Origin of the sequence: Eubacterium sp. SB2, from assembly GCF_001244405.1 — a bacterium.
GTDB classification, from domain to species: Bacteria; Bacillota; Clostridia; order Lachnospirales; family Lachnospiraceae; genus Faecalicatena; species Faecalicatena contortus_B.
The window spans coordinates 83420-104307 of record NZ_LN865150.1 but is presented as its reverse complement, the minus strand read 5'-3'; the positions used below and the strand labels follow the sequence as shown (position 1 = coordinate 104307).

Genomic DNA, 20888 nt, shown 5'->3' with positions numbered 1-20888 from the left:
AGGTTCATCAGTCTGCCGGATAAAACCGGATCCATTCAAGAAGCTCGCTGTCCAGATTCAGAGACGACTCCTTAATCCGCCGGACAGCTTCCCTGAACCCATACTTGTTTTTTATCTTAAAATAGTACTTCAGAACTTCCTTAGCCGCAGCCAGATCCTGTTCCATCATATCCTCTGCACGTTTCACCCATTTTTCAGTGCTGCCCACGTCCTGATACTCGTTCCGGAATTCAATGATATCCCCCAGCATGGCTCCATTCACCTTTGCTTTGTCCTTCTGATAGAGTTCTTCCATGTATCCTTCAAAAAAATTCAGATAAATTTTCTGCTCAGGTTCGCTGAATATTTTTTTGTGAAGCATATTGTCACAGAACTGAAGGTACAGCAGAAGCGTATCAATTTCCTTGCTTTGCTCATAGATCGACCGGAGCCGTTTCTCCGTATCTTTATATTTTGCAATCGTGTCTGTTATGTAGGATGCCGCATAATGCACCACCTCTGAATCCTCCTGCGCCATGGCGCTGCGGATTCCTCCCATATAATCTTCCACATCCGGACGCTTAAGTACCTCCAGGAAAAGCTGCCTTCTGTTCATGGTGTCAGAGATCATCAGCGCTTCCTCGATGGGCACTCTGTCAACCTCCTTCTCAATATCTTCGCCTATGATCATACGGGTTCTTTTTTTGCTGAAACTTAGTTCCTCTTCGTTCAACAGTCCGTCGCGCTTATGAAACAGGATAAAGTTAAACAGCTCACTGCACGATAAGAATATGACTCCAACTGCCGGAACCAGTATCATGAATATGGTCAGAAGAAAGGCCTTTTTATATTCTTTTTTTAGTACGCCTCTGTACAGAAAATAAACCAGCGCCAGACACGTGTTTATGATCAAAATCCACATGAACCATTTGTTTTCCACTCTTTCCAGCTCCTATCATCCAATTCCATTTTCTACCCGTACTCCTGCATTCTGAAAGCGCTGAATTACATAATCGGCTTCCTTTTCGTTCGTGTTCATCAGGAGAATGCATATATCTCCGTCTCTTTCCCCAATGATATCTGTCTGCCTTATTAAGGAAGCAATTTGGGTGTACCCTTCTGCCCCCCTGCTCTGCAGGTACGGTCCGGGTACCCTGAGGGCCGTATATTCCAGCTTATTCTGCTTGGATCCCTCCTGGCAGATTTGATACATTTTATCAAATTCCTCTTCTTTGAGTACATTTGTCCCCTCGATATACTGGTTCGCCAGCCGGTTCCAGTATGTGGCCGCATGGTTCATAGATGCCTCAATCAGACGGCAGATCAGAGCCAGCATATTAGACTCATAGAGGTTAATTTTGGTAAGGTCTTTCGTCCACAGCATGATAATGGCATTCAGATTCTCTCTGTCATATATTCCGCATGCATAGGATGGAAGGGACGACTCAAGATCCCTGTTCCGGTATACCGTTCTTTCAACCAGCTGCCTACCCATGAAGAAATTCTCGTCCGCATGAATGGACTTGCCCATTTGACGCGCCTCTTCGGAGGAAGCAGCCGCAAGGCGCAGATATCCCGTATTGCTGCCTGTTATGTAGATTGCTACGTCATCGATTCCCATCAGCTCCCTCGCTACATCGACCGCCTGGAAAATCACCTTCTGCGGTTCCCAGAAGTCCAGCTGACTGGAGGCTTCATAGACCCTCACCATGCTGTTTTCGTAGTTTACAATCCGTTTTTCATAAATCTCTTTGACGTACCGGTTCCCATCGTAGATTCGGGTCATATCTACAAGCTCGCTCTGGTAATATTTCTTCTCGTCCTCCAGATCGCCGTTTTTTCTTCTGTATTTGTCTCTCATATGCCCCACAACAACGCCGATGACAAGAACCTGCAGGATTCCTGTAAAAGCCGCATAATCAAATGCGCCTCCTGTAATAAGGATCTCCCCAATCTTTGCCAGCAGCGTGAGCAGCGTTGCAAAAAGCGCATGGGCGCACCCGTATACCACGGCAATAATAACTACATAGATCAGATAAAGATCGGCTATGCTCCCGAACCAGGTGTCTTTGAGGAGGTAGGTCAGCAGTGTCATGAGAAGAAACAGCCCTACATTCTCCAACAGAGGAATTAATTTGTCTTTGATAACCGATTTTTTCTTTTCCTCTTTTATCTCCAGATTTTTTTCCTTTTCGTATATCTTAAACAACTCTCTCAGCCCATCTTCCAGGCTGTATTTTTCGTAAATCCCCAGCCTCTCCAGATGCGGATCCGCTATCCCGGGGAGTGGAATTGTTTTATACACGGCCTCATTGATCCTGGTCTCCCTTCCCGGGATCACGGTCTTAACTGCATCGATGAGCTGCCGTTCCGTATAAACAGTTCCTGGTATCAGGTAATTTTTCTCCCGTTCTTTGCACAGAAATACCCGCATCAGAACATCTACAGCATCATTGACATACAGCACCCGGTGCTGCCTTCCCGCTTCAATCTCCATCTCCGTACTGGTAAAAAAGGTCTCCATAAGCCTTGTACAGATATTGCCATTATGGGTCTTATAATCACCGTATACTTCCGGATAACGGATAACACATATTTCAAACTCCCCCGGGATATTCTGCTCTGCGCACATGTATTCCGTCTGAATTACCGTCTGCATCAGAATAGAATTGGCTTCAAAATCAGTGTCCTTATCAATAACTTCATCCTCACAGCCATCGTAGATCCCCAGGGAGGAGCAGTAGATGACCTGTTTGATTCCCGCTTCCTTTGCGCTCATCAGGATATTAGTGATACTGGTCAGATAGCGCACCGACTCCTGATTTATATCCTGCCAGGTAAATTTGGTGTCGCAGATTCCCATAATCAGCAGCACATCCGCCTGTACATTTTTCATGATCGTACCGATATTTTTACTCCGGTAACTGAAATTGTATTCTTGAAAAACTCCGGATCTTGGTTTCTCCCTCCGGGCTTTCTCCGATCCTGTTATAACAAAAATGTCGTGCTTCTCTTTTTTCAGCCTGGAAATTAACTCCCTGCAGTATATGCCATATTCTCCACAAATCAATACTTTCATATATCGGCGCTCTCCCCTTTAGCTTTACTGTTTAACCTGTTTTCCAGTTCAGTGTTCTCGTCCTTTAAAAGTGCTATCTGCATTGCCAGCTCTTTTATCTCTGTCTCCATCGAGGAGATCGTGACCGTATGGCGCAGTATAATCAATATAATAACGATAAGGAAGAAAAAGATCAGGGATGCCGGCGGCCACCAGATTCCCAGAAGCTGTGCCGCCCAAGGCAGTATCTTTGGAAAAACTGATAAAATCAGAAGGCCTGCCACCCCTGCAATCCATAGGATCGCCTGATTTTCTGACAGATGCTTCTTTTTCATCTCCCGGCATAGGCCGTATAACATTAACAGACATACCGCAACAGATAATATTTGTAGAACGATGCTCATATACTGTCCCTCCTCTATACTAGTACTGCCATCCTGACATCATGTCTCCGGCATCTTCAAAAGCATCCCGCCTTATCTCTTCGATCCACTGCTCATAGCCAAACAGACCCTGCCCTGCATGTGCTGCCATCTCAATAAACAATTCGCCTGCAGTCTTATGTGTCTTATATGTATGCAGCTCATAATCCGCTGCCCGCCCGTATATCATAATAAAGCCATCCATGTCCGGGGTGATTTCTGTAATATCCGGCATGTATATTCCGCCGGAATAATTGTCTTTCACTGCCAGATAAACAATGATGAGCTCTGAATAAGGGATTTCCTTTTTTATGTTTTCTTCATAAAGGAAAAACATGGATTTTTTTTGAAATTCTATGCTCAACGGAGCGGAAATGTGATATCTTTTATCCATAGGGGGCCGTCCTTTTTATCCTGTTCATTGAATTACCACAGAATCAGTATTCTGTGGTGGCCGGATAATTTAGATATCACTGTTTTTATGTATTTAACCACGGAATCAGTATTCTGTGGTGGAGAGGTTCAGATTATGTAAGCCATTTTCTGATTCTTCTTTAGAGATATCTATGTTTTATATGCTCAGATTACATTTTGGGCGTAGTTGGGCAGACCTGTTTTGAAAAATAATTGCGGCAGGTCTTATTTTTATACATATAGATCTTTAAATTATGATAAATTGTGTAGGAATGCTTAAAAACAGTATAAAATTATATTGCTTTTATAAAATGTAATTGAATATCGACGGATTTTAATATATAATAAAAGCATCAAATTTATGTATAACTTATCTCTTTTACCACAGAATACTGATTCTGTGGTTTTTATATTATCAGCTGCATTTTATCCAGTATCCTGTCAAAGTTCCTATAGCTGGATGCAACATAAATCCTCGTTGTTTCAATAGAAGAATGGCCCAGAATATCCGCTAAATGGGATAGATTTTTTTCTACTTCATAAAAGCTTCTCGCAAACAAATGCCTGAGATTATGCGGGTATACTTTTTGCGGTTCTACTCCTGCCGCGTTAGACAACTTCTTCATTTCATGAAAGATGTTGGACCGGTCTACCGGATTCCCGTTTTTTGTTATAAACACACACCCTTCCCTAATATTTTTATGGTTTATATATTCTTTGAGCTTATCCTTTAGCTCGTTGGGAAGAAGGATTACTCTGTGCTTGCCTTTCATATTTATCTCCGCCCGGCCCTGGCTTACTGCATGAACCGTGATATATTTCAGCTCACTGATTCGGATTCCTGTCCCGCATAATGTAAGCAGAATATAATATAGCCGGGTTTTCCCTGTCTTTTTGGCGGAAATCAGCAAAGACTTATATTCCGCGTCTTTTAACTCCTTTTCTTCCTCTACAAACGATTTCTTTTGGACTTTAACAAATTTTATACGGCAGTCCGATAGGCCTGCGAATTCCAGGAACGCATTAACAGCCGACAGCTTTACATTAATCGTCTGTGCTTTGTACTCCTCCTGCAGAAATTCTCTGTATTCTAACAGTCTGCTTTTACTTAATTCCCCGTCACCAAGAAAATCAAATAGATTTTGTATTTCCTTTAAATATTTTTTTATAGTAGCCTGAGATTTTTCATTCAAAACCAGGTTTCTTTCAAATTCTTTCACTTTTTTAATACATAATTTTTCTGTCATATTTTTTTCCTCCGTTTATTTATTAAAATACAATTTTGACAGAAAAATATACATTTTGAAAGTATTTTTTCTTTTTTTATTATTGAAATGAAAGCATTCCCATTACGAAAAAAAGCTTCACGGAACTGCCACCCTCTGGCATCAGTCCTGTGAAGCTCTCTTTTATTGGTTCTCATTCCTCTGCGGCAGCTCTTACGATATCCTGCCGATGTACAACCACACTTTCCCCTTTATCTGTTTACGGATAACAGCACCAAAATCCCTGGAGTCCATAGACTCCTCACGATTATCCCCCATTACAAAAACCTTTCCGTCCTCAACAGTATAAGGGAACTCAACCCCTCCGACCTTCCTCTCGGTCTCCCCATTCACATAGGGCTCATCCATCTCCTCGTCGTTAACATATAACTTTCCTTTCCTGATGTCCACCGTATCACCGCCAACTGCAATGACACGCTTCACGTAATACTCCCCGGAAGGCATTCTCACAGACAGCACATCCCCCCTGTCAAAATGCGGAATAATTCTGGTATAAAAGGCAATCTCATTGTTGTGAAGCGTTGGATACATGGATTTTCCTTTAACAAACGATACTCCTATAATAAAATTAAATAAAATAAGAACTACAAGAAAAATTATAATGATCTCAATAATATCATGCAGCCACTTCTGCTTTTTACCGTCATATTTGCTTAGTATTCTCTTTGACATGGGATTCACTGCTTTCTATATAAATTATATATCCCTATTATACCTCGGATTGGGAATATTGCAAAGGGGTCTGACCCCTTTGCGTACCGTTTTCAGAATATTCTAAAAAAGCCCCCGGAAGGTTACTCCCAGGGGCTTATTGTTTTTAATAATTATGTTTTACTGTCAATCTCTACTGTATCGTTTGTGTAGAGTTCGGACAGCTGATCTTCCAGATCGTTTTCCTCTTTTTTCATGTTGTGGTGTTTTACCGCAAATCCAACGATAACAACAATCAAAACGATTAATGCAGGAAGATCCCACCAGCAAAAACCAAGCACGGTGTGTGAAAAGATATATGACATATTGATTCCTCCTTTTCATTTTGTGCTGTCCGCCGCCGGATGGAACCGGCGGCGCCAGCCTTTGTTGTTATGCCTGCACGGGCTCCTCGCCCGCTGTTCCTTCTTTGATTGCTTTCATTTTTTCTTCCAGCTCATCTTCGAAGTTGCTCTGACGTTTCTTCTGATTATGCTTATGCACTGCGAATACGACTATCATGATGATTCCCACCAGCAGCGCCGGTAAATCCCAGAAGCATAACCCTAAAGTGTTGTGTATGAATTGATATAAATTATACAACATATGGTTCCCTCCTTTTCGGTCTTGCGCTGCTTTGATTATTCAGCGTCATCTTCCTTTTCCTCTTCGCCTAAGCCTCTTCTCGCCATTTCAAGCTCCAGCTCTTCTCTTAGTTCGAAGATTCTTGCCTGCCGTTTCTTCATGCTTCTAGTGTAGAATGCCAGCACAATCAGTGCGAGCAGCATCAGTAAGAAGTGAAGGATGCAGCAAACGTGGTCATCGAGGTTCTGTTTCGCTAATGGTGTTTCCTCGTCCTGGATTGGTGTTAAATCATAGTCGCCTTCATCGTTTTCTGTTAGTTCAGCGTCAATCGGTGCTGCAGGTGTCGGTGTCGGCGGTATAATTGCCGTTGGTGTGGTTGGCGTTACCGCTGCCGGTGTTACTGGCGTTACTGGTGCTGCCGGTGTTGCCGGAGTTGCCGGAGTCGTCGGTGTTACCGGCGGTACGATTGGTACGATGACTGGATTCGCTGTGTAGGTTACTGTTACCTCTACATCCGCTGCCGGCATGCCGTCCGCGCCACTGTTTACGGTTGCGTAATTCGGTGTGTAGCCTGTGACTGCCGGTGACTCGATGGAGAATGCTGCACCCACCTCGTATTCGCCGGTATAATCCGGTGCTACCGCTGTTCCGGCTGCATCTACATAATGAATGGTCAGTCTGTAGATATTTACAACCGGTGTTTCCTCTGTCTCGTCTTCACGTGGAGTCTCACCCGTTTCATCTGTTCTTACACTTGCGATGTTGCTGATGGATGCTCCTGCATCTTCTCTGACGATCAGGTATTCACAGTTCAGTACTATTGTCTCACCGATGCCAATTTCATTAATTATTGCTTTGTTTCCTTCAACGGTGTAGTCTCCTGCATTTGTAAATGTTACGCTGCCGGATGCTCCCTGAAGGTTATCACTTACAACTACGTTGTGCAGTGTCACATTTCCGGTGTTGCTTACCGCGATCTGGTACTGGATTGTATCGCCAACCCTGTATTCATCCTGCGGTTCCACTACGGACTTATTCACTGTATATGCCGCATCTGCCGGCTCTGTCGGAGTTACGACTTCATCGCTTCCCTTAGGCCCTTCCGGATCATCAGTGGATGCTGCTGCCGTATTAACTACCTGGCCGTTTCTGATATCGGCTTCTGTTACGGTATATTCGTATGTGAATTCTCTGCTCTCTCCCGGTGCAAGGCTTGTGATAATATTCTCTGTAATACTTACCAGACTATCCTCAACCCTGATATTTTCAACCGGTATGTTGCCGTCGTTCGTTACGGTGATTCTGTAACTGATCGTCTCACCGAGTGCGTATGCCTCACCGTCAGCCGGTGTGCTTGTAACTTCCTTAACTACTGCTACACTTGGATTCGGATCTACTGTCGGGTCTTCTTTCTCTCCCGGGTCTACTCCTGGGTCTGGTTTATCCGGATCCGGAGTCTCTCCGCCGGCTGTTGCCACGTTGAGAACTGAGCCATTCAGGATATCCGCTGATGTTACTGTGTGCTCTGCGGTAAATGTTTCGCTGCTTGCTCCAGGTGCAAGTGAATCTATGGTCCACTCATCTCCGGTCAGTTCATCTCTTACCACTACATTCGTTAATGTCAGGTTACCGTCATTTGTTGCAACAATACTGTAAGTGATGGTTTCGCCAAGGGCGTAAGTCTCACCGTTGGCCGGTGTACTCGTTGTCTCCTTGGAAATGCTCAGGTGCGGGGTGGAGCTCTCTGTTACAATTGTCTCCGTACCTTCTCCTGTTACTTCGCTTCCGTCAGGAGCCGTACCGCCTGCTGCAGCAACGTTGACTACCTGGCCTGCCAGAATGTCAGCTTCTGTTACAACATAGTCTGTTGTAAACTCCTGCGTACCATTTGGCTCAAGGCTGTCAATTGTCCACTGCCCGCCTGTCAGATCATCATTTACTGTAATGCCGCTGATTGTTACATTACCATTGTTTACAACTTTGATTGTGTAAGGTACTGTATCGCCAAGGCTGAATCCGCCTTCCGGACCTGCAGCTGCTGTCTTTTCTACAAACAGGCTTGGCTGCGGAGTCACTGTTGGATCTTCCTTCTCGCCCGGATCTACTCCCGGATCCGGTTTTTCCGGATCTGGACTGTCTCCCTTAGCGGTTGCTACGTTGAGTACCGTTCCGTTCAGGATATCCTGCTCTGTTACTTTGTATTCTGCGGTAAATACTTCGCTGCTTTCTCCCGGTTTCAGGGAATCAATCGTCCACTCGTCTCCGGTCAGGTCGTCTGTTACCACTACATTTTCCAGTGTCAGGTTTCCGTCATTTGCTGCCACAATCTTGTAAGTGATTGTTTCTCCAAGAGCGTATGCCGCTCCGTTTTCTGGTGTACTTGTTGTTTCTTTAGTTACGGTCAGATGTGCGTTCGGATTGTCGGTCGGATCCTCTGTCTCTCCCGGGTCTACTCCTGGGTCCGGTTTATCCGGATCCGGGCTTTCGCCTGCTGCGGTTGCTTCATTTACTACAGAACCTTTCAGAATATCCTTCTGTGTTACCTTGTGGCTCGCGTTAAATGCTTCGCTGCTCTCACCAGGTTTCAGTGAGTCGATGGTCCACTCGTCTCCGGTCAGTTCATCGGTTACTACTACATTTTTCAGCGTCAGATTTCCATCGTTTGTCACGACAACCTTGTAGGAAATCGTCTCACCCAGAACATAAGACTCTCCGTTCGCAGGTGCACTCGTTGTCTCTTTGACAACGGTCAGATGCGGATTAGAAATCTCTGTTTCTACGGTCTCCGTATCTTCCTTGCTTACCTTTTCTCCTTCAGGATCTGTACCCTCTGCAGTTGCCACATTGACTACCTTGCCAGCCATAACATCTGCTTCGGTAACGGTATACTCAGCCTGATACTCCTCGTATGCACCAGGTTCAAGCTGGTCGATGGTCCATTCGTTTCCTGTAAGATCGTCGGTTACTGTAATATCTGTTACGGTCACATTCCCATTGTTAACCACCTTAATCATATAAGGAATGGTATCGCCAAGGCCATACGCACCGCTCTCTTTTACAGCCGCTGTCTTTTCTACAAACAGGCTCGGCTGCTGTGATGCTGTTGGATCTTCTTTTTCGCCTGGGTCTACTCCCGGTTCCGGATTTTCCGGATCAGGACTTTCGCCGGCGGCTGTTGCTACATTAAGTACCCTGCCGTTGAGGATATCCTGCTCTGTTACTTTGTAGCTTGCAGTGAATACTTCACTGCTCTGTCCCGGTGCAAGTGTTCCAACTGTCCACTCATCTCCGGTCAGTTCGTCTGTTACTACTACATGATTCAGAGTCAGATTTCCGTCATTCGCTGCGATAATCTTGTAAGTAATCGTCTCGCCAAGATCATATGCTGCTCCATTTGCCGGTGTACTTGTCGTTTCTTTTGATACGGTCAGATGGCCTGCCGGATCTACTGTCGGATCTTCTGTTTCGCCAGGTACGATTCCCGGATCCGGATTCTCCGGATCTGGACTCTCTGCGGACGCTGCGGCTTCATTCAATACAGATCCTTTCAGAATATCCTTCTCTGTTACCTTATGCCTTGCGGTAAATGCTTCACTGCTCTGTCCCGGTACAAGTGTATCAATTGTCCACTCATCTCCGGTCAGTTCATCTGTAATTACAATGTTCTTCAGCGTCAGGTTTCCGTCGTTGACTGCCGTAATCTTATAAGTGATGGTTTCGCCAAGAGCATATGCTTCTCCGTTAGCCGGCTTGCTTGTTGTCTCTTTTGAAACGCTCAGATGCGGATTAGAGTTTTCTGTCACCGTTGTCTCCGTATCTTCTTTTCCTACTTTACTTTCGTCAGGAGCTGTTCCTTCGGCTGCCGCTACATTAACAACCTTGCCTGCCATGATGTCTTTTTCTGTTACAACATACTCTGTAGAATATGATTTCTCAGCATTAGGTTCAAGGCTGCCAATTGTCCACTGATTTCCTGTCAGATCATCTGTTACTGTAATATCGCTTATGGTTACATTTCCATTGTTCACAACCTTAATGGTATAAGGAATGGTATCGCCGAGGGCATATCCGCCATTTGGTGCAGGTGCCGCTATTTTTTCTATAAACAGGCTCGGCTGCTGGGTCTCTGTCGGATCTTCCTTTTCACCAGGATCTACTCCCGGATCCGGTTTATCAGGATCTGGGCTTTCCCCCTTCGCTGTTGCTACATTGAGTACGCTTCCTTTGAGAATATCCTGCTCTGTTACTTTGTATTCTGCGGTAAATGCTTCACTGCTTTCTCCCGGTTTCAGGGACTCAATTGTCCACTTGTCTCCGGTCAGCTCATCCGTTACCACTACATTTTTCAAGGTCAGGTTTCCGTCATTGGTTGCTGTAACCTTGTAAGTGATTGTTTCTCCAAGAGCATATGCTGCTCCGTTTTCTGGTGTACTTGTTGTTTCTTTAGTTACGGTCAGGTGGCCGTTCGGATCTACTGTCGGATCCTCTGTCTCACCAGGTTCTACTCCCGGGTCCGGTTTATCAGGATCCGGGCTCTTGCCCGCTGCTGTCGCTTCGTTTACTACGGAACCGTTCAGAATATCTTTCTGCGTTACTTTGAGGCTCGCTGTAAATGCTTCGCTGCTCTGTCCTGGCGCAAGTGAATCTATGGTCCACTCGTCTCCGGTCAGTTCATCTGTTACAACTACATTCTTCAGCGTCAGGTTGCCGTCATTGGCGGCTGTGATCTTATAGGTGATCGTTTCGCCAAGAGCGTATGCTTCCCCGTTTGCCGGTGTACTTGTTGTTTCTTTTGTTACGGTCAGATGGCCGTTCGGATGATCTGTCGGGTCTTCGGTATTGCCAGGTACGATCTCCGGATTTGGATTCTCAGGATCTGTACTCTTGCCTGCTGCCGTAGCTTCATTAAGCACTGTGCCCTTCAGGATGTCTTCCTCTGTTACGGTGTATTCAGCTTTGAAAGCTTCGCTGCTCTGTCCCGGCTGCAGTGTTCCTACTGTCCATTCATCGCCGGTCAGCTCATCTGTTACTACCACGCTGTTCAGCGTCAGATTTCCGTCGTTGACTGCCACAACCTTGTAAATGATTGTTTCGCCAAGGGCGTATGTTTTGCCGTTTGCGGGCTTGCTTGTTGTTTCCTTTGTTACGGTCAGATGGCCGGCTGGATCTTCAAATTTGTCAACCGTGTCGTCCTTCTCGTAATCTTTGTTTTCGTCTGAAAACTTCGCTGTAACGGTATTTGTAAAGCTTCCGTTCAGGATGTCTTCTTCTGTTACTGTGTAGGTGGCAGTCGTTGTTACTACTTCACCTGGCGCTACATCTTCGAATACGTCATTTCCGGTGATGGTTACGCCATCCTGCTCTATGATGGTAATTGTCTTGGCTTCATCATAGATGTTCTTGACTGAGATATCGAATGTTACGGTATCTCCTAGCTTATAGGTCTTATTATCATCATGTGTCTTGGTGACTACGTCATCAACATCTACTGATTGATCCGTTACAGTCAATTTGCCTTTTGCATAGGAAATGGCGTAGTTCGGTGTTACATCATCTCTGCCCAGAAGCGTAACAATTTCGGCATCCTTAACGATATTGTCACTTGTGCCTACGTATGTCTGACTGCCTTCCACATTTGCCGTGTAAGTATGCAGTGGTAATAACTGTCCAAGTCCGGCTGTACTGACTGCCTTAACCAGTGCTGTTCCGTCATAGGTCTTATCAGCGCTTGCCGCCGTAATCAGAATCGGACGTTTTTGAACATCCAATACTCCAATTTGGGACTCTGCTGCGTTAACAATATAGTTGCTCTGTTTTGCGGTTCCGTCCCAAACGATCTCATAGGTATTATCGCTTGTTCCGGCATTTGTCTGGCTTCCGGTTAATTTTAATGTTGCTGTTTCTTCATTTATCAGGCCGTTGATTGTACCGCCGGCTGTCAAAGGCTTCGCATCATATACCTTTTCTGCGCCGTCTGTAACAACTATCAGTTCCGCCGGAGCCACTGCGATTGTGTCTGTAACGATTATAATGTTCAGCTTATCCGTTACATCCTCACCCTGTGCGTTTCTGATTACCAGTGTATCGCAAGTTGCTGTTACTGTTCCGTCCTCTACGTCAGTTACTGCTGCGCTGGATTCGGCTGTCTCTAATGTATAGCCGTCCGGCAGGTCAGATACGGATACAGTTGCTTTGTGAGGCGAGCCTGTATAGGTGAAGGTGCCGCCTGTCACTGTTACTACGATTTGTTCTGCGTTTTCTTTTACAATCAGTTTTTCTACAGTTTCATTGATTTTGTAATTCTTTTCTTTGGCCGTGCCATTCCAGTTGATCACGTAGGTGTTATCGCTTACTCCGACCTCTGTCTGGCTTCCGGTTACCTGGAAGTCTGCGGTTTCGTTGTTTACAAATCCTTCAATTGTTCCTCCGGCTGTAAGCGGCTCTCCGTTGTATACTCTCTCCGCGCGTTCTGTCTTAACGGTCAGCACTGCCGGTTCTACGATGATCTCACCATCCACATAGCTGATATTCAGTCTCGAAGTTACATCGACTCCCTGCTTATTTCTAATGATGAGAGTATCGCATGTTGCTGAAACCGGGCTATCCGTTACATCTGTAACGCTTGCACTGGATTCGGCCTTTTCTAATTCGTATCCGTCAGGAAGATCGGATACGGTTACATCTGCCGTGTGTTCGGTTCCTGTATAGGTGAAGGTTCCGCCTTGGGTGGTTACTACGATCTCTGCTTTATTTTCTGTTACAGTCAGTTCTCCAACGGATTCGTCGATCTCATAGTTTTTGGCCTTTGCGGTTTTATCCCACTCAATATGATAGGTATTCGGACTATAACCAACTTCTGTCTGGCTTCCGGTTACGGTAAAGGTTGCGGTCTCGCCCTCAACAAATCCGTCAATACTTCCGCCTGCTGTCAACGGTGTTCCGTTATATACCTTATTTGCAGTCTGCGTAACCACCGTCAATTTTGCCGGGGTTACTGTAATAGAGCCATTTTCATAGCGGATTTTCAGACGTTCTGTTACATCTTCACCCTGCGCATTTCTGATAATCAGCGTGTCGCAAGACGCGGTTACTGCTTCTGACGTTACATCTGTTGCGCTTGCACTGGACTCTGCCTTTTCAAGCTCATAGCCATCCGGCAAGTCGGATACGGAAACTGTTGCTCCGTGGGCTTTACCGGTATAAGGGAAGCTTCCGCCTGTTGTTGTGACTACGATCTCTTCTTTGTATTCACTTACTGTCAGTAATCCGATATCTTCTTTGATCTCGTAGTTGTCTTTTTTGGCAGTATCGTTCCAATTAATTTCATAAGTATTCAGGCTATGTCCGACTTTCGTCTGACTTCCGGTTACCTGGAAGTCTGCGGTTTCATCATTTACAAATCCTTCAATACTTCCCTCTGCAGTCAGCGGCTGGCCGTTATAAACGCCATTGGCTGATTCTGTCTTCACTGTCAGTTTGGCCGGAGTAACCTTGATATCATCATTGACATACTGAATCTTCAGCTGTTTGGTTACATCCTCTCCCTGCTTATTTCTGATGACCAGCTTATCACAGGTGGCTGTTACTGTACCGTCCGCAACATCTGTTACGCTTGCGCTGGATTCGGCTGTTTCTAATGTATAGCCTTGCGGCAGATCAGATACTGTGACAGTTGCTTTGTGAGGCTTACCTGTATAAGTAAAGCTGCCTCCCGTAGTTGTGACTACGATGCTGTCTTCATACTCTTTTACTAACAGTGTTCCCAGTTCTTTCTCGATGGTATAGTTGCTTTCTTTTGCCGTTTTATTCCAGATGATCTCAAAGCTGTTCAGACTGTCTCCGACTGCCGTCTGGCTTCCTGTCACGCGGAACTCTGCGGTCTCATTATTTACAAATCCATCAATCTTCCCCGGTGCTGTCAGCGGCTCACCATCGTAAACCTTCTCCTTACCCTCAGTTACTACTGTCAGTGTTGCCGGCACGACTGTAATCTCACCGTCAATATATGTGATATTCAGATTCTTTGTAACATCATCCCCGCTTGCATTTCTGATGACTAATTTGTCACAGCCTGCCTTTACAGGTTCTTCGGTAACATCTGTTACTGCTGCATCAGATACGGCTGATTCTAATTCATAGCCGGTCGGAAGTTCTGATACTTCTACGGTTGCTCCATGTGGTGTTCCGGTGTAGGTATAGATATCACCTTTTGTCGTTACTACGATCTCGGCAGTATTTTCGTATACCTCCAGCAATCCCAGGAACTCCTCAATCTTGTAGTTATCCTTATCTGCAGTTCCGTCCCATATGATCTCGTAAGTATTATCGCTGTATCCTACTTTCGTCTGTGATCCGGTTGTTTTTAATGTTGCTGTTTCACCTTCGACAAAGCCTGTAATCATTCCTTCTGCTGTCAGCGGCGTGCCGTCATAAGGCTTATCAGCATTGTTTGTAACCACTTTCAGCGTTGCAGGTTCTACATTGATTTCACCGTCTACAAGTTTAATGTTCAGTTTATCGGTGACATCCTCTCCCTCTGCATTATAGATAACCAGTTTATCACAAGTTGCTGTTACAGCTTCTTTTGTTACATTCGTTGCACTTGCACTGGATTCGGCTGTTACTACTTTATACCCCTTTGGCAGATTGGAAACAGTAACTTCTGCACCATGCGGTTCACCTGTATAAGTGAAATCGCCGCCGGCTGTAGTTACTAAAATCTCTGCTGTCGACTCTTCAACAATCAATTTCCCGATCGTGTCCTGAATCTCGTAGTTGCTCTCTTTAGCCGTTCCGTTCCATTCAATCTTATAGGTGTTATCGCTCTTGCCCACCTTCGTCTGACTTCCGGTTACACTCAACTTAGCTGTCTCATTGTTTACCAGACCGGTCATCTCTCCATCTGCTGTCAGTGGTGTTCCGTCATACTCTTTGGATGCACCTTGTGTCACAACCCTCAAAACTGCAGGTTTTACGGTTATCTTGTCATTGATATACTTGATATTCAGCTTTTCTGTTACATCTTTGCCTTCTGCATTATGAATAACTAGAGTATCACAGTTCGCCTCTACTGCCTCTGTTGTAACATCTTTGGCACTATCATTGGATTCCGCGGTTATCAGTTTGTAACCCTCAGGAAGTGTCGATACTGATACCATTGCTTTATGAGGAGTTCCTGTATAAGTGAAGTCTCCTCCTGTGGTTGTTACCACAATCTCAGCAGTGCTCTCTTCAATGGTCAGTTCCCCAATAGTGTCTTTGATTACATAGTTGCTTTCTTTAGCGGAACCATTCCATACCAGCTCATAGGTATTCTTGCTTGTTCCTACTTCAGTACGGCTTCCAATTACGGTAAAGGTTGCGTCCTCATCGTGAACAAAACCAGTAATACTTCCGTTTGCCGTCAGTGGTTTGCCATTATACTCCCTTTTTGCAGATTCCGTTACAATTGTCAGAGTTGCCGGTTCTACTGTAATTTGTCCGTCCACATATTTAATATTCAGACTGGATGTTACATCTTCTCCCTCTGCATTTCTGATAACCAAATTGTTACAGGTTGCCGTAACCGGTTCTGCAGTTACATCTGTAACTGCTGCATTGGATTCTGCGGTCTCCAGAGTATAACCCTCCGGCAGATCAGATACGATTACCTCTGCACCATGTGGTTCCCCTGAATATGTGTAGGTTCCACCTGTTGTTGTTACTACAATTTCTTCTTTGGATTCGGATACTGTCAGCTGGCCGATGCTCTCATGGATTGCATAATCTGTTTCGACTGCTGTCCCGCTCCATTCTAGTTCGTACTCGTTATCACTGGTACCTACTTTTGTCTGGCTTCCGGTTACTTTAAATCCGACTGTTTCATCGTTTACAAGACCTTTGATTTCACCGTCTCCTATAAGAGCTGTTCCGTCGTATACCTTCTGATCAGTAAAGGTTACTATATCCAATGTTGCAGGGGTAATGACAATCGTGTCGTTTACATATTTAATTACCAAATTGCCCGTTACATCTTCTCCGTCATCGTTCTTAATAACCAGTTTGTCACAGCCTGCCTCTACGGCTCCGTCTGCGACATGGGTTGCTGTCGCATAGGATACTGCTTCCTCTAAATGATATCCCTTCGGCAGATCGAATACGGTTACCTCGGCCCCAAATGGTTTGCCTGTATATTCGTGGGTTCCACCCTTTGTAGTTACAACGATTTCCTCGGCATACTCTTTCACATACAGGAATTTAAGTGTTTCTACAACTACATAGTTACTCTCTTTCGCATTACCGTTCCACTCAATCTTATATGTGTTTTTACTGTGCCCTACCTTTGTCTGTGATCCGGTTACTTTGAAGTCCGCTGTCTCTCCTTTGACAAAGCCTTCAATCTTCCCGTCTCCCAATAGGGCTGTACCGTCGTATACTTTCTCCGCCTCATAGGTGTGTACATACAGTGTTGCAGGATTTACGGTAATCGTGCCGTCCACGTATTCGATGTTAAGATCCTTCGTTACATCTTCTCCTGCGGCATTTACGATAATCAGTTCATCGCATGTAACCTCAACCGGATCCGTTGTGACGTCTTTTACGCTTGTGTTGGATACTGCTTTCTTCACTTCGTAACCTTTTGGCAGTGGTGTAGATACCGTGACCTCCGCACCATGTTTGGTTCCATCGTAAGTGTATGTGTCTCCCTTTGTTGTGACTGTGATCTTCTGTGTATTATGAACAACTTCCAATTTACCAAGCGTCTCAGAGATTACATAGTTATCAATCAGCGCTGTCGCTCCCTCCCACTTAATCTCATAGGTGTTCGGAATTATGTCTACATCTGTCAACTGACCGGTTACTATAAATTCTGCTTCCTCACCATTTACAAAACCGGATATACTACCGGTTCCAACTAAAGGTTCACCGTCATAAACCTTCCAGCCGTTATTGGTCTGTACTGTCAGCGTTGCCGGGGTGATCTTAACATAGGATTCCATGATGGAAGAATATTCATCCCCATTTTTCACCCTTACGTATACCGGATAGCTTGTAACCTCTCCCTTGTCATCTTTTACAACATCTTTATAGAGAAGTTCTTCAGAATCGAAGTTTTCTCCGTCTGTGGAATATTCAATCATATCTCCCTCAACGGTTCCGGTTACTGTAACTCCGTGGCTTTCACCATCGTATATCTCATGATATGGCGCAACGGAAATCGTTCTGAAGTCTCTGCTCCAGCTTCCGGTGATTTCCACATCCTCGTCCGGCATTGCAAAATCGCTCTTATTCCATCCGCTGAATATATAATCCGGCGCTGTTGCCGCGTCCGTCACTTTCACTTGTTCGCCATATTTGTATGTTTCTGCTGAAGGCAGCGCCGTTGCTCCTGTAGGAACCTTGCCTTCATAATTATAGGTTACCGTATGGCTGTTGCGGGTATAGAACAATTTCAATACAAGCTTGCCGTCTCCGGTGATCGTTCCTGTCTGAACTGTGCCTTCCACGCTGCCGTCAAAAGTAAAGCCCTTATAGGTATTCGGCTTTGCGGTAGCAGTAGCCCCTGTAATTCCGGTCCATTCTTTTGCTTCTTCCCGGGTATAGCTGTTGCCGTCCAGATCCTGCAGATAATGCTCTACCGTATAAATTGTATCGTTTCTTGCAGTAAAATGTCCCTTGATCTCTACGTTCTTATCCGGCATAGTGAAGCCTTCTGTCAGGCTCCATCCGCTGAAATCATATCCTGGCGCTGAGGCCGGTCCTGCAATATTGACAACTTCGCCAAACTTATAGTCTCTTGAAGCAGGAAGGTCACTTGCGCCATCCGGAACTACCCCCTCATAGCCGTATGTTACAGCATGTATATTACGGTTATAGTAAAGTCTTAACTCAAGCGTTCCATCTGCTTCGATTATACCAGTCACTTTGGTTCCTGCTACTTCCGGATCCCACGTAAAGCCCGGATAGCTTTTTGCAATTGCTAGTGCTTCTTCGTCTGTAACTCCGGTCAAATTCTCTGTATCAGCTACTTCATATTTGCCTTCAAGTTTTTCTTTATAATGAATCACAGTGTATTTCGTATCGGTGTCAGCAGTAAAGTAGCCATGAATATAAACCGGTCCAGCCGGCATTATGAACTCAGCCTCTTTATCCCAGCCACGGAAAGTATACCCAGGCGCTGTTGCCGCCTCTGCGGTCTTAACGGTAGCTCCGTATTTGTAAGATGCCTTTGCCGGCAGTTCGCTTGCGCCGTCCGGGACTTTATATACATAGGAATATTCTACAGGGTAGCTGTTCCTTGTATAGTATAATCTCAACTCAAGCTTGCCGTCGCCTCTTACTGTGCCTTTTTCAACTGTGCCATCTACGGTGTTGTCAAATGTAAAGCCGGTATAGCTCTTAGGCTCTGCAGTTACTTCGACGCCTGTTGTTCCTGTCAGGTTCTCTGTCTCATGCAAAGTATATTCATCATTGTCAATGTTCTGCCAATAGTGCTGTACGATATATTCTGTATTTGTATTTGCAGTGAACGAACCCTGGATTAAAACATCCTCTGCCGGCATTGTAAATGTGCCGTTTTTGTTCCATCCGCTGAATGTGTAGCCCGGTGCTGAAGCAGCCTCTGCTACGGTTACCTGAGCGCCGAATTTATAAGTCGCTTCTTCCGGAAGTGCTGTTGCTCCCTCAGGAACAGTACCGGTATATTCGTAAGTTACCTTATACTGGTTCCTGTCATAGAAGAGCTTCAATATAAGACTGCCGTCTGCAGCAATTGTTCCCTCTGCTACTGTATCCGCTGCATCTTTATTCAGTTTAAACCCGGTGTAGGACTTCTCTTCCGCTGCTGCTATTGTTCCCGTGGTTCCGGTTTTTCTTACCGTCTCTACCCTCGTATAGTCATCGTTGTTCACATTCTGCTGATAGTACTCTATCTGATATGGCGTCTCTGTTCCAGCAGTATAATAGAACACGATTTCCTTATTATACTCATCTAATCTGAATGTTTGTGTCTTATCGCCAACGAGGTCATAACCCTGAATCGTTTTTGCTGTCTCTGTTATTACCTTATTAAATTCCTGGTTATCGACCGTCTTATCAGGTGCAAGGCTGTTTTCTGTGTCCTGCAGATAATAGTGCACTGTATAACTTACATCTTTGTTTGCAGTATAATAGAACGCAATTTCCTTATCATATGCATCTAACTTAATTGTCTTTTCTGTAGGAGCCACTGCGGTATAACCAGTAATGTTTACCGCATTCTCCGTTACTTCTGAATCAAAGGTCTGCCCGTCAACTACTTTGTCATCTCTCACCTTAACCGCAGACCCTTGCAGATAGTAATGTACGGTATAACCCACATCGGATTTTGGCGCCCATTTTGCTTTGAGAATTACACTGGATGCCGGCATCGTAAATGTCTGCCCCTGTGTATATACGTCCCCGTCATATTCCCAGCCTTCAAATGTATAACCGTTCTTTTCCGGTGTTCCGCGCTTAATAGTAACTTGATTCCCGCTCAAATAGGATGCCGCATCTGTAGGAACCGTCCCTCCCGTATTGCCGTTACCGTCATAAGTAACTTTGAACGTATTCTTTGGCACATATTTCGCGTAGAAATTCACAGCGGAATTAACAGTGTATGGAAAAACTACCTTCTCGCCTGTTAAACCTGCATTTGTATACCAGCCGTCAAACGTATATACATTCCCGTAAGCGTCCTTCTTGGTAGCAGGATAATTACCTGACTTTGGACTTGTCGTTTCTCCAATATATACCATGGAACTTTCAACAGGTGTGAATCCGGTTGAATTATAATCCCAAAGGTGATAGGTTGCACTTGCCTTTTCTTTTGTAGTAATAGAAACTGTCATGTCTACATGATAACAAGCTCTTCCCCCATCATGGCCTGTGCCATTCTCATCCACCCAACCCATCGGGTAGGTGATTTTATAAGGGCTATATTCAATGGCAACTGCACTTACATCTACACCATAAAGAGCTGCAATCCTTGATTTGATCGTTGCTTCATTCGGATAAGAAAGTATACGGTCCGCAATATTTAAAGCAAACTGACCTTTTCCCGCCTGAAGGTTTAGTCCTGCAGTATCAATTGAACCTGTTCCAACATAAAGCCATGCATCATCTTTTAAATTTCCCGGATCCTGTTCCGGCCGCTGAATATAAAAATATGCGGTCTGAGAGCTTACTGCCCGGCCAACCTGTATGGTAAACTCATCTTTCACTCCACTACCATCGGCTGCAGTAGCGGTGATCTTAGCCGTACCAACATTGACCCCCGTCACCCTGCCTGAACTATTAACAGTGGCAACACCCGTATTCGAAGACTTCCATGTCACGTTTTTATTTGCTGCATCATTGGGACGTACCGTTGCAGTTAAGGTGGTGCTCTCGCCAACGTTAACAGTATTGTTGCCGCTTATTGTAATAGATGTAACCTTCACATTATTCTGCGTT

The 20888-nt window shown here is 45.0% G+C and carries 9 protein-coding genes; all 9 read right to left on the bottom strand.

The window, feature by feature from the left end:
* Window positions 1–7: 7 nt before the first annotated feature.
* Entirely contained in the window at window positions 8–919 is a 912-nt protein-coding gene (locus BN1938_RS03760; RefSeq protein WP_242843797.1) for a hypothetical protein, read from the bottom strand.
* Window positions 920–934: 15 nt separating this feature from the next.
* Complete coding sequence (locus BN1938_RS03755) at window positions 935–3058, bottom strand: NAD-dependent epimerase/dehydratase family protein (protein WP_050639318.1); 2124 nt, start codon at window positions 3056–3058, stop codon at window positions 935–937.
* The gene (locus tag BN1938_RS03750) at window positions 3055–3441 is read right to left on the bottom strand and encodes a DUF2304 domain-containing protein (RefSeq protein ID WP_082202773.1); all 387 of its coding nucleotides are present in this window, start codon (window positions 3439–3441) and stop codon (window positions 3055–3057) included. The genes BN1938_RS03755 and BN1938_RS03750 overlap by 4 nt, the downstream gene beginning before the upstream one ends.
* A gap of 19 nt (window positions 3442–3460) precedes the next feature.
* Window positions 3461–3853, bottom strand: a complete 393-nt coding sequence (locus BN1938_RS03745) for a hypothetical protein (RefSeq protein ID WP_050639317.1) — start codon at window positions 3851–3853, stop codon at window positions 3461–3463.
* A gap of 427 nt (window positions 3854–4280) precedes the next feature.
* Entirely contained in the window at window positions 4281–5120 is an 840-nt protein-coding gene (locus BN1938_RS03740) for a tyrosine-type recombinase/integrase (protein WP_050639316.1), read from the bottom strand.
* A 192-nt stretch (window positions 5121–5312) separates the two neighbouring features.
* Window positions 5313–5831, bottom strand: a complete 519-nt coding sequence (gene lepB, locus BN1938_RS03735; protein WP_050639315.1) for a signal peptidase I — start codon at window positions 5829–5831, stop codon at window positions 5313–5315.
* Window positions 5832–5983: 152 nt separating this feature from the next.
* The gene (locus BN1938_RS03730) at window positions 5984–6175 is read right to left on the bottom strand and encodes a hypothetical protein (protein ID WP_050639314.1); all 192 of its coding nucleotides are present in this window, start codon (window positions 6173–6175) and stop codon (window positions 5984–5986) included.
* Between the two features lie 67 nt (window positions 6176–6242).
* Entirely contained in the window at window positions 6243–6455 is a 213-nt protein-coding gene (locus BN1938_RS03725; protein ID WP_050639313.1) for a hypothetical protein, read from the bottom strand.
* A 35-nt stretch (window positions 6456–6490) separates the two neighbouring features.
* On the bottom strand, window positions 6491–20875 hold the full coding sequence (locus tag BN1938_RS03720) for a DUF7507 domain-containing protein (protein WP_242843806.1): 14385 nt from the start codon (window positions 20873–20875) through the stop codon (window positions 6491–6493).
* Window positions 20876–20888: the final 13 nt, after the last annotated feature.

What these genes read in the sequence shown, in the direction of transcription:
- BN1938_RS03750 (WP_082202773.1), bottom strand. Translation starts at nt 3,441, where the DNA reads ATGAGCATCGTTCTACAAATATTATCTGTTGCGGTATGTCTGTTAATG.
- lepB (WP_050639315.1), bottom strand. Translation starts at nt 5,831, where the DNA reads ATGTCAAAGAGAATACTAAGCAAATATGACGGTAAAAAGCAGAAGTGG.
- BN1938_RS03755 (WP_050639318.1), bottom strand. Translation starts at nt 3,058, where the DNA reads ATGAAAGTATTGATTTGTGGAGAATATGGCATATACTGCAGGGAGTTA.
- BN1938_RS03725 (WP_050639313.1), bottom strand. Translation starts at nt 6,455, where the DNA reads ATGTTGTATAATTTATATCAATTCATACACAACACTTTAGGGTTATGC.
- BN1938_RS03745 (WP_050639317.1), bottom strand. Translation starts at nt 3,853, where the DNA reads ATGGATAAAAGATATCACATTTCCGCTCCGTTGAGCATAGAATTTCAA.
- BN1938_RS03730 (WP_050639314.1), bottom strand. Translation starts at nt 6,175, where the DNA reads ATGTCATATATCTTTTCACACACCGTGCTTGGTTTTTGCTGGTGGGAT.
- BN1938_RS03740 (WP_050639316.1), bottom strand. Translation starts at nt 5,120, where the DNA reads ATGACAGAAAAATTATGTATTAAAAAAGTGAAAGAATTTGAAAGAAAC.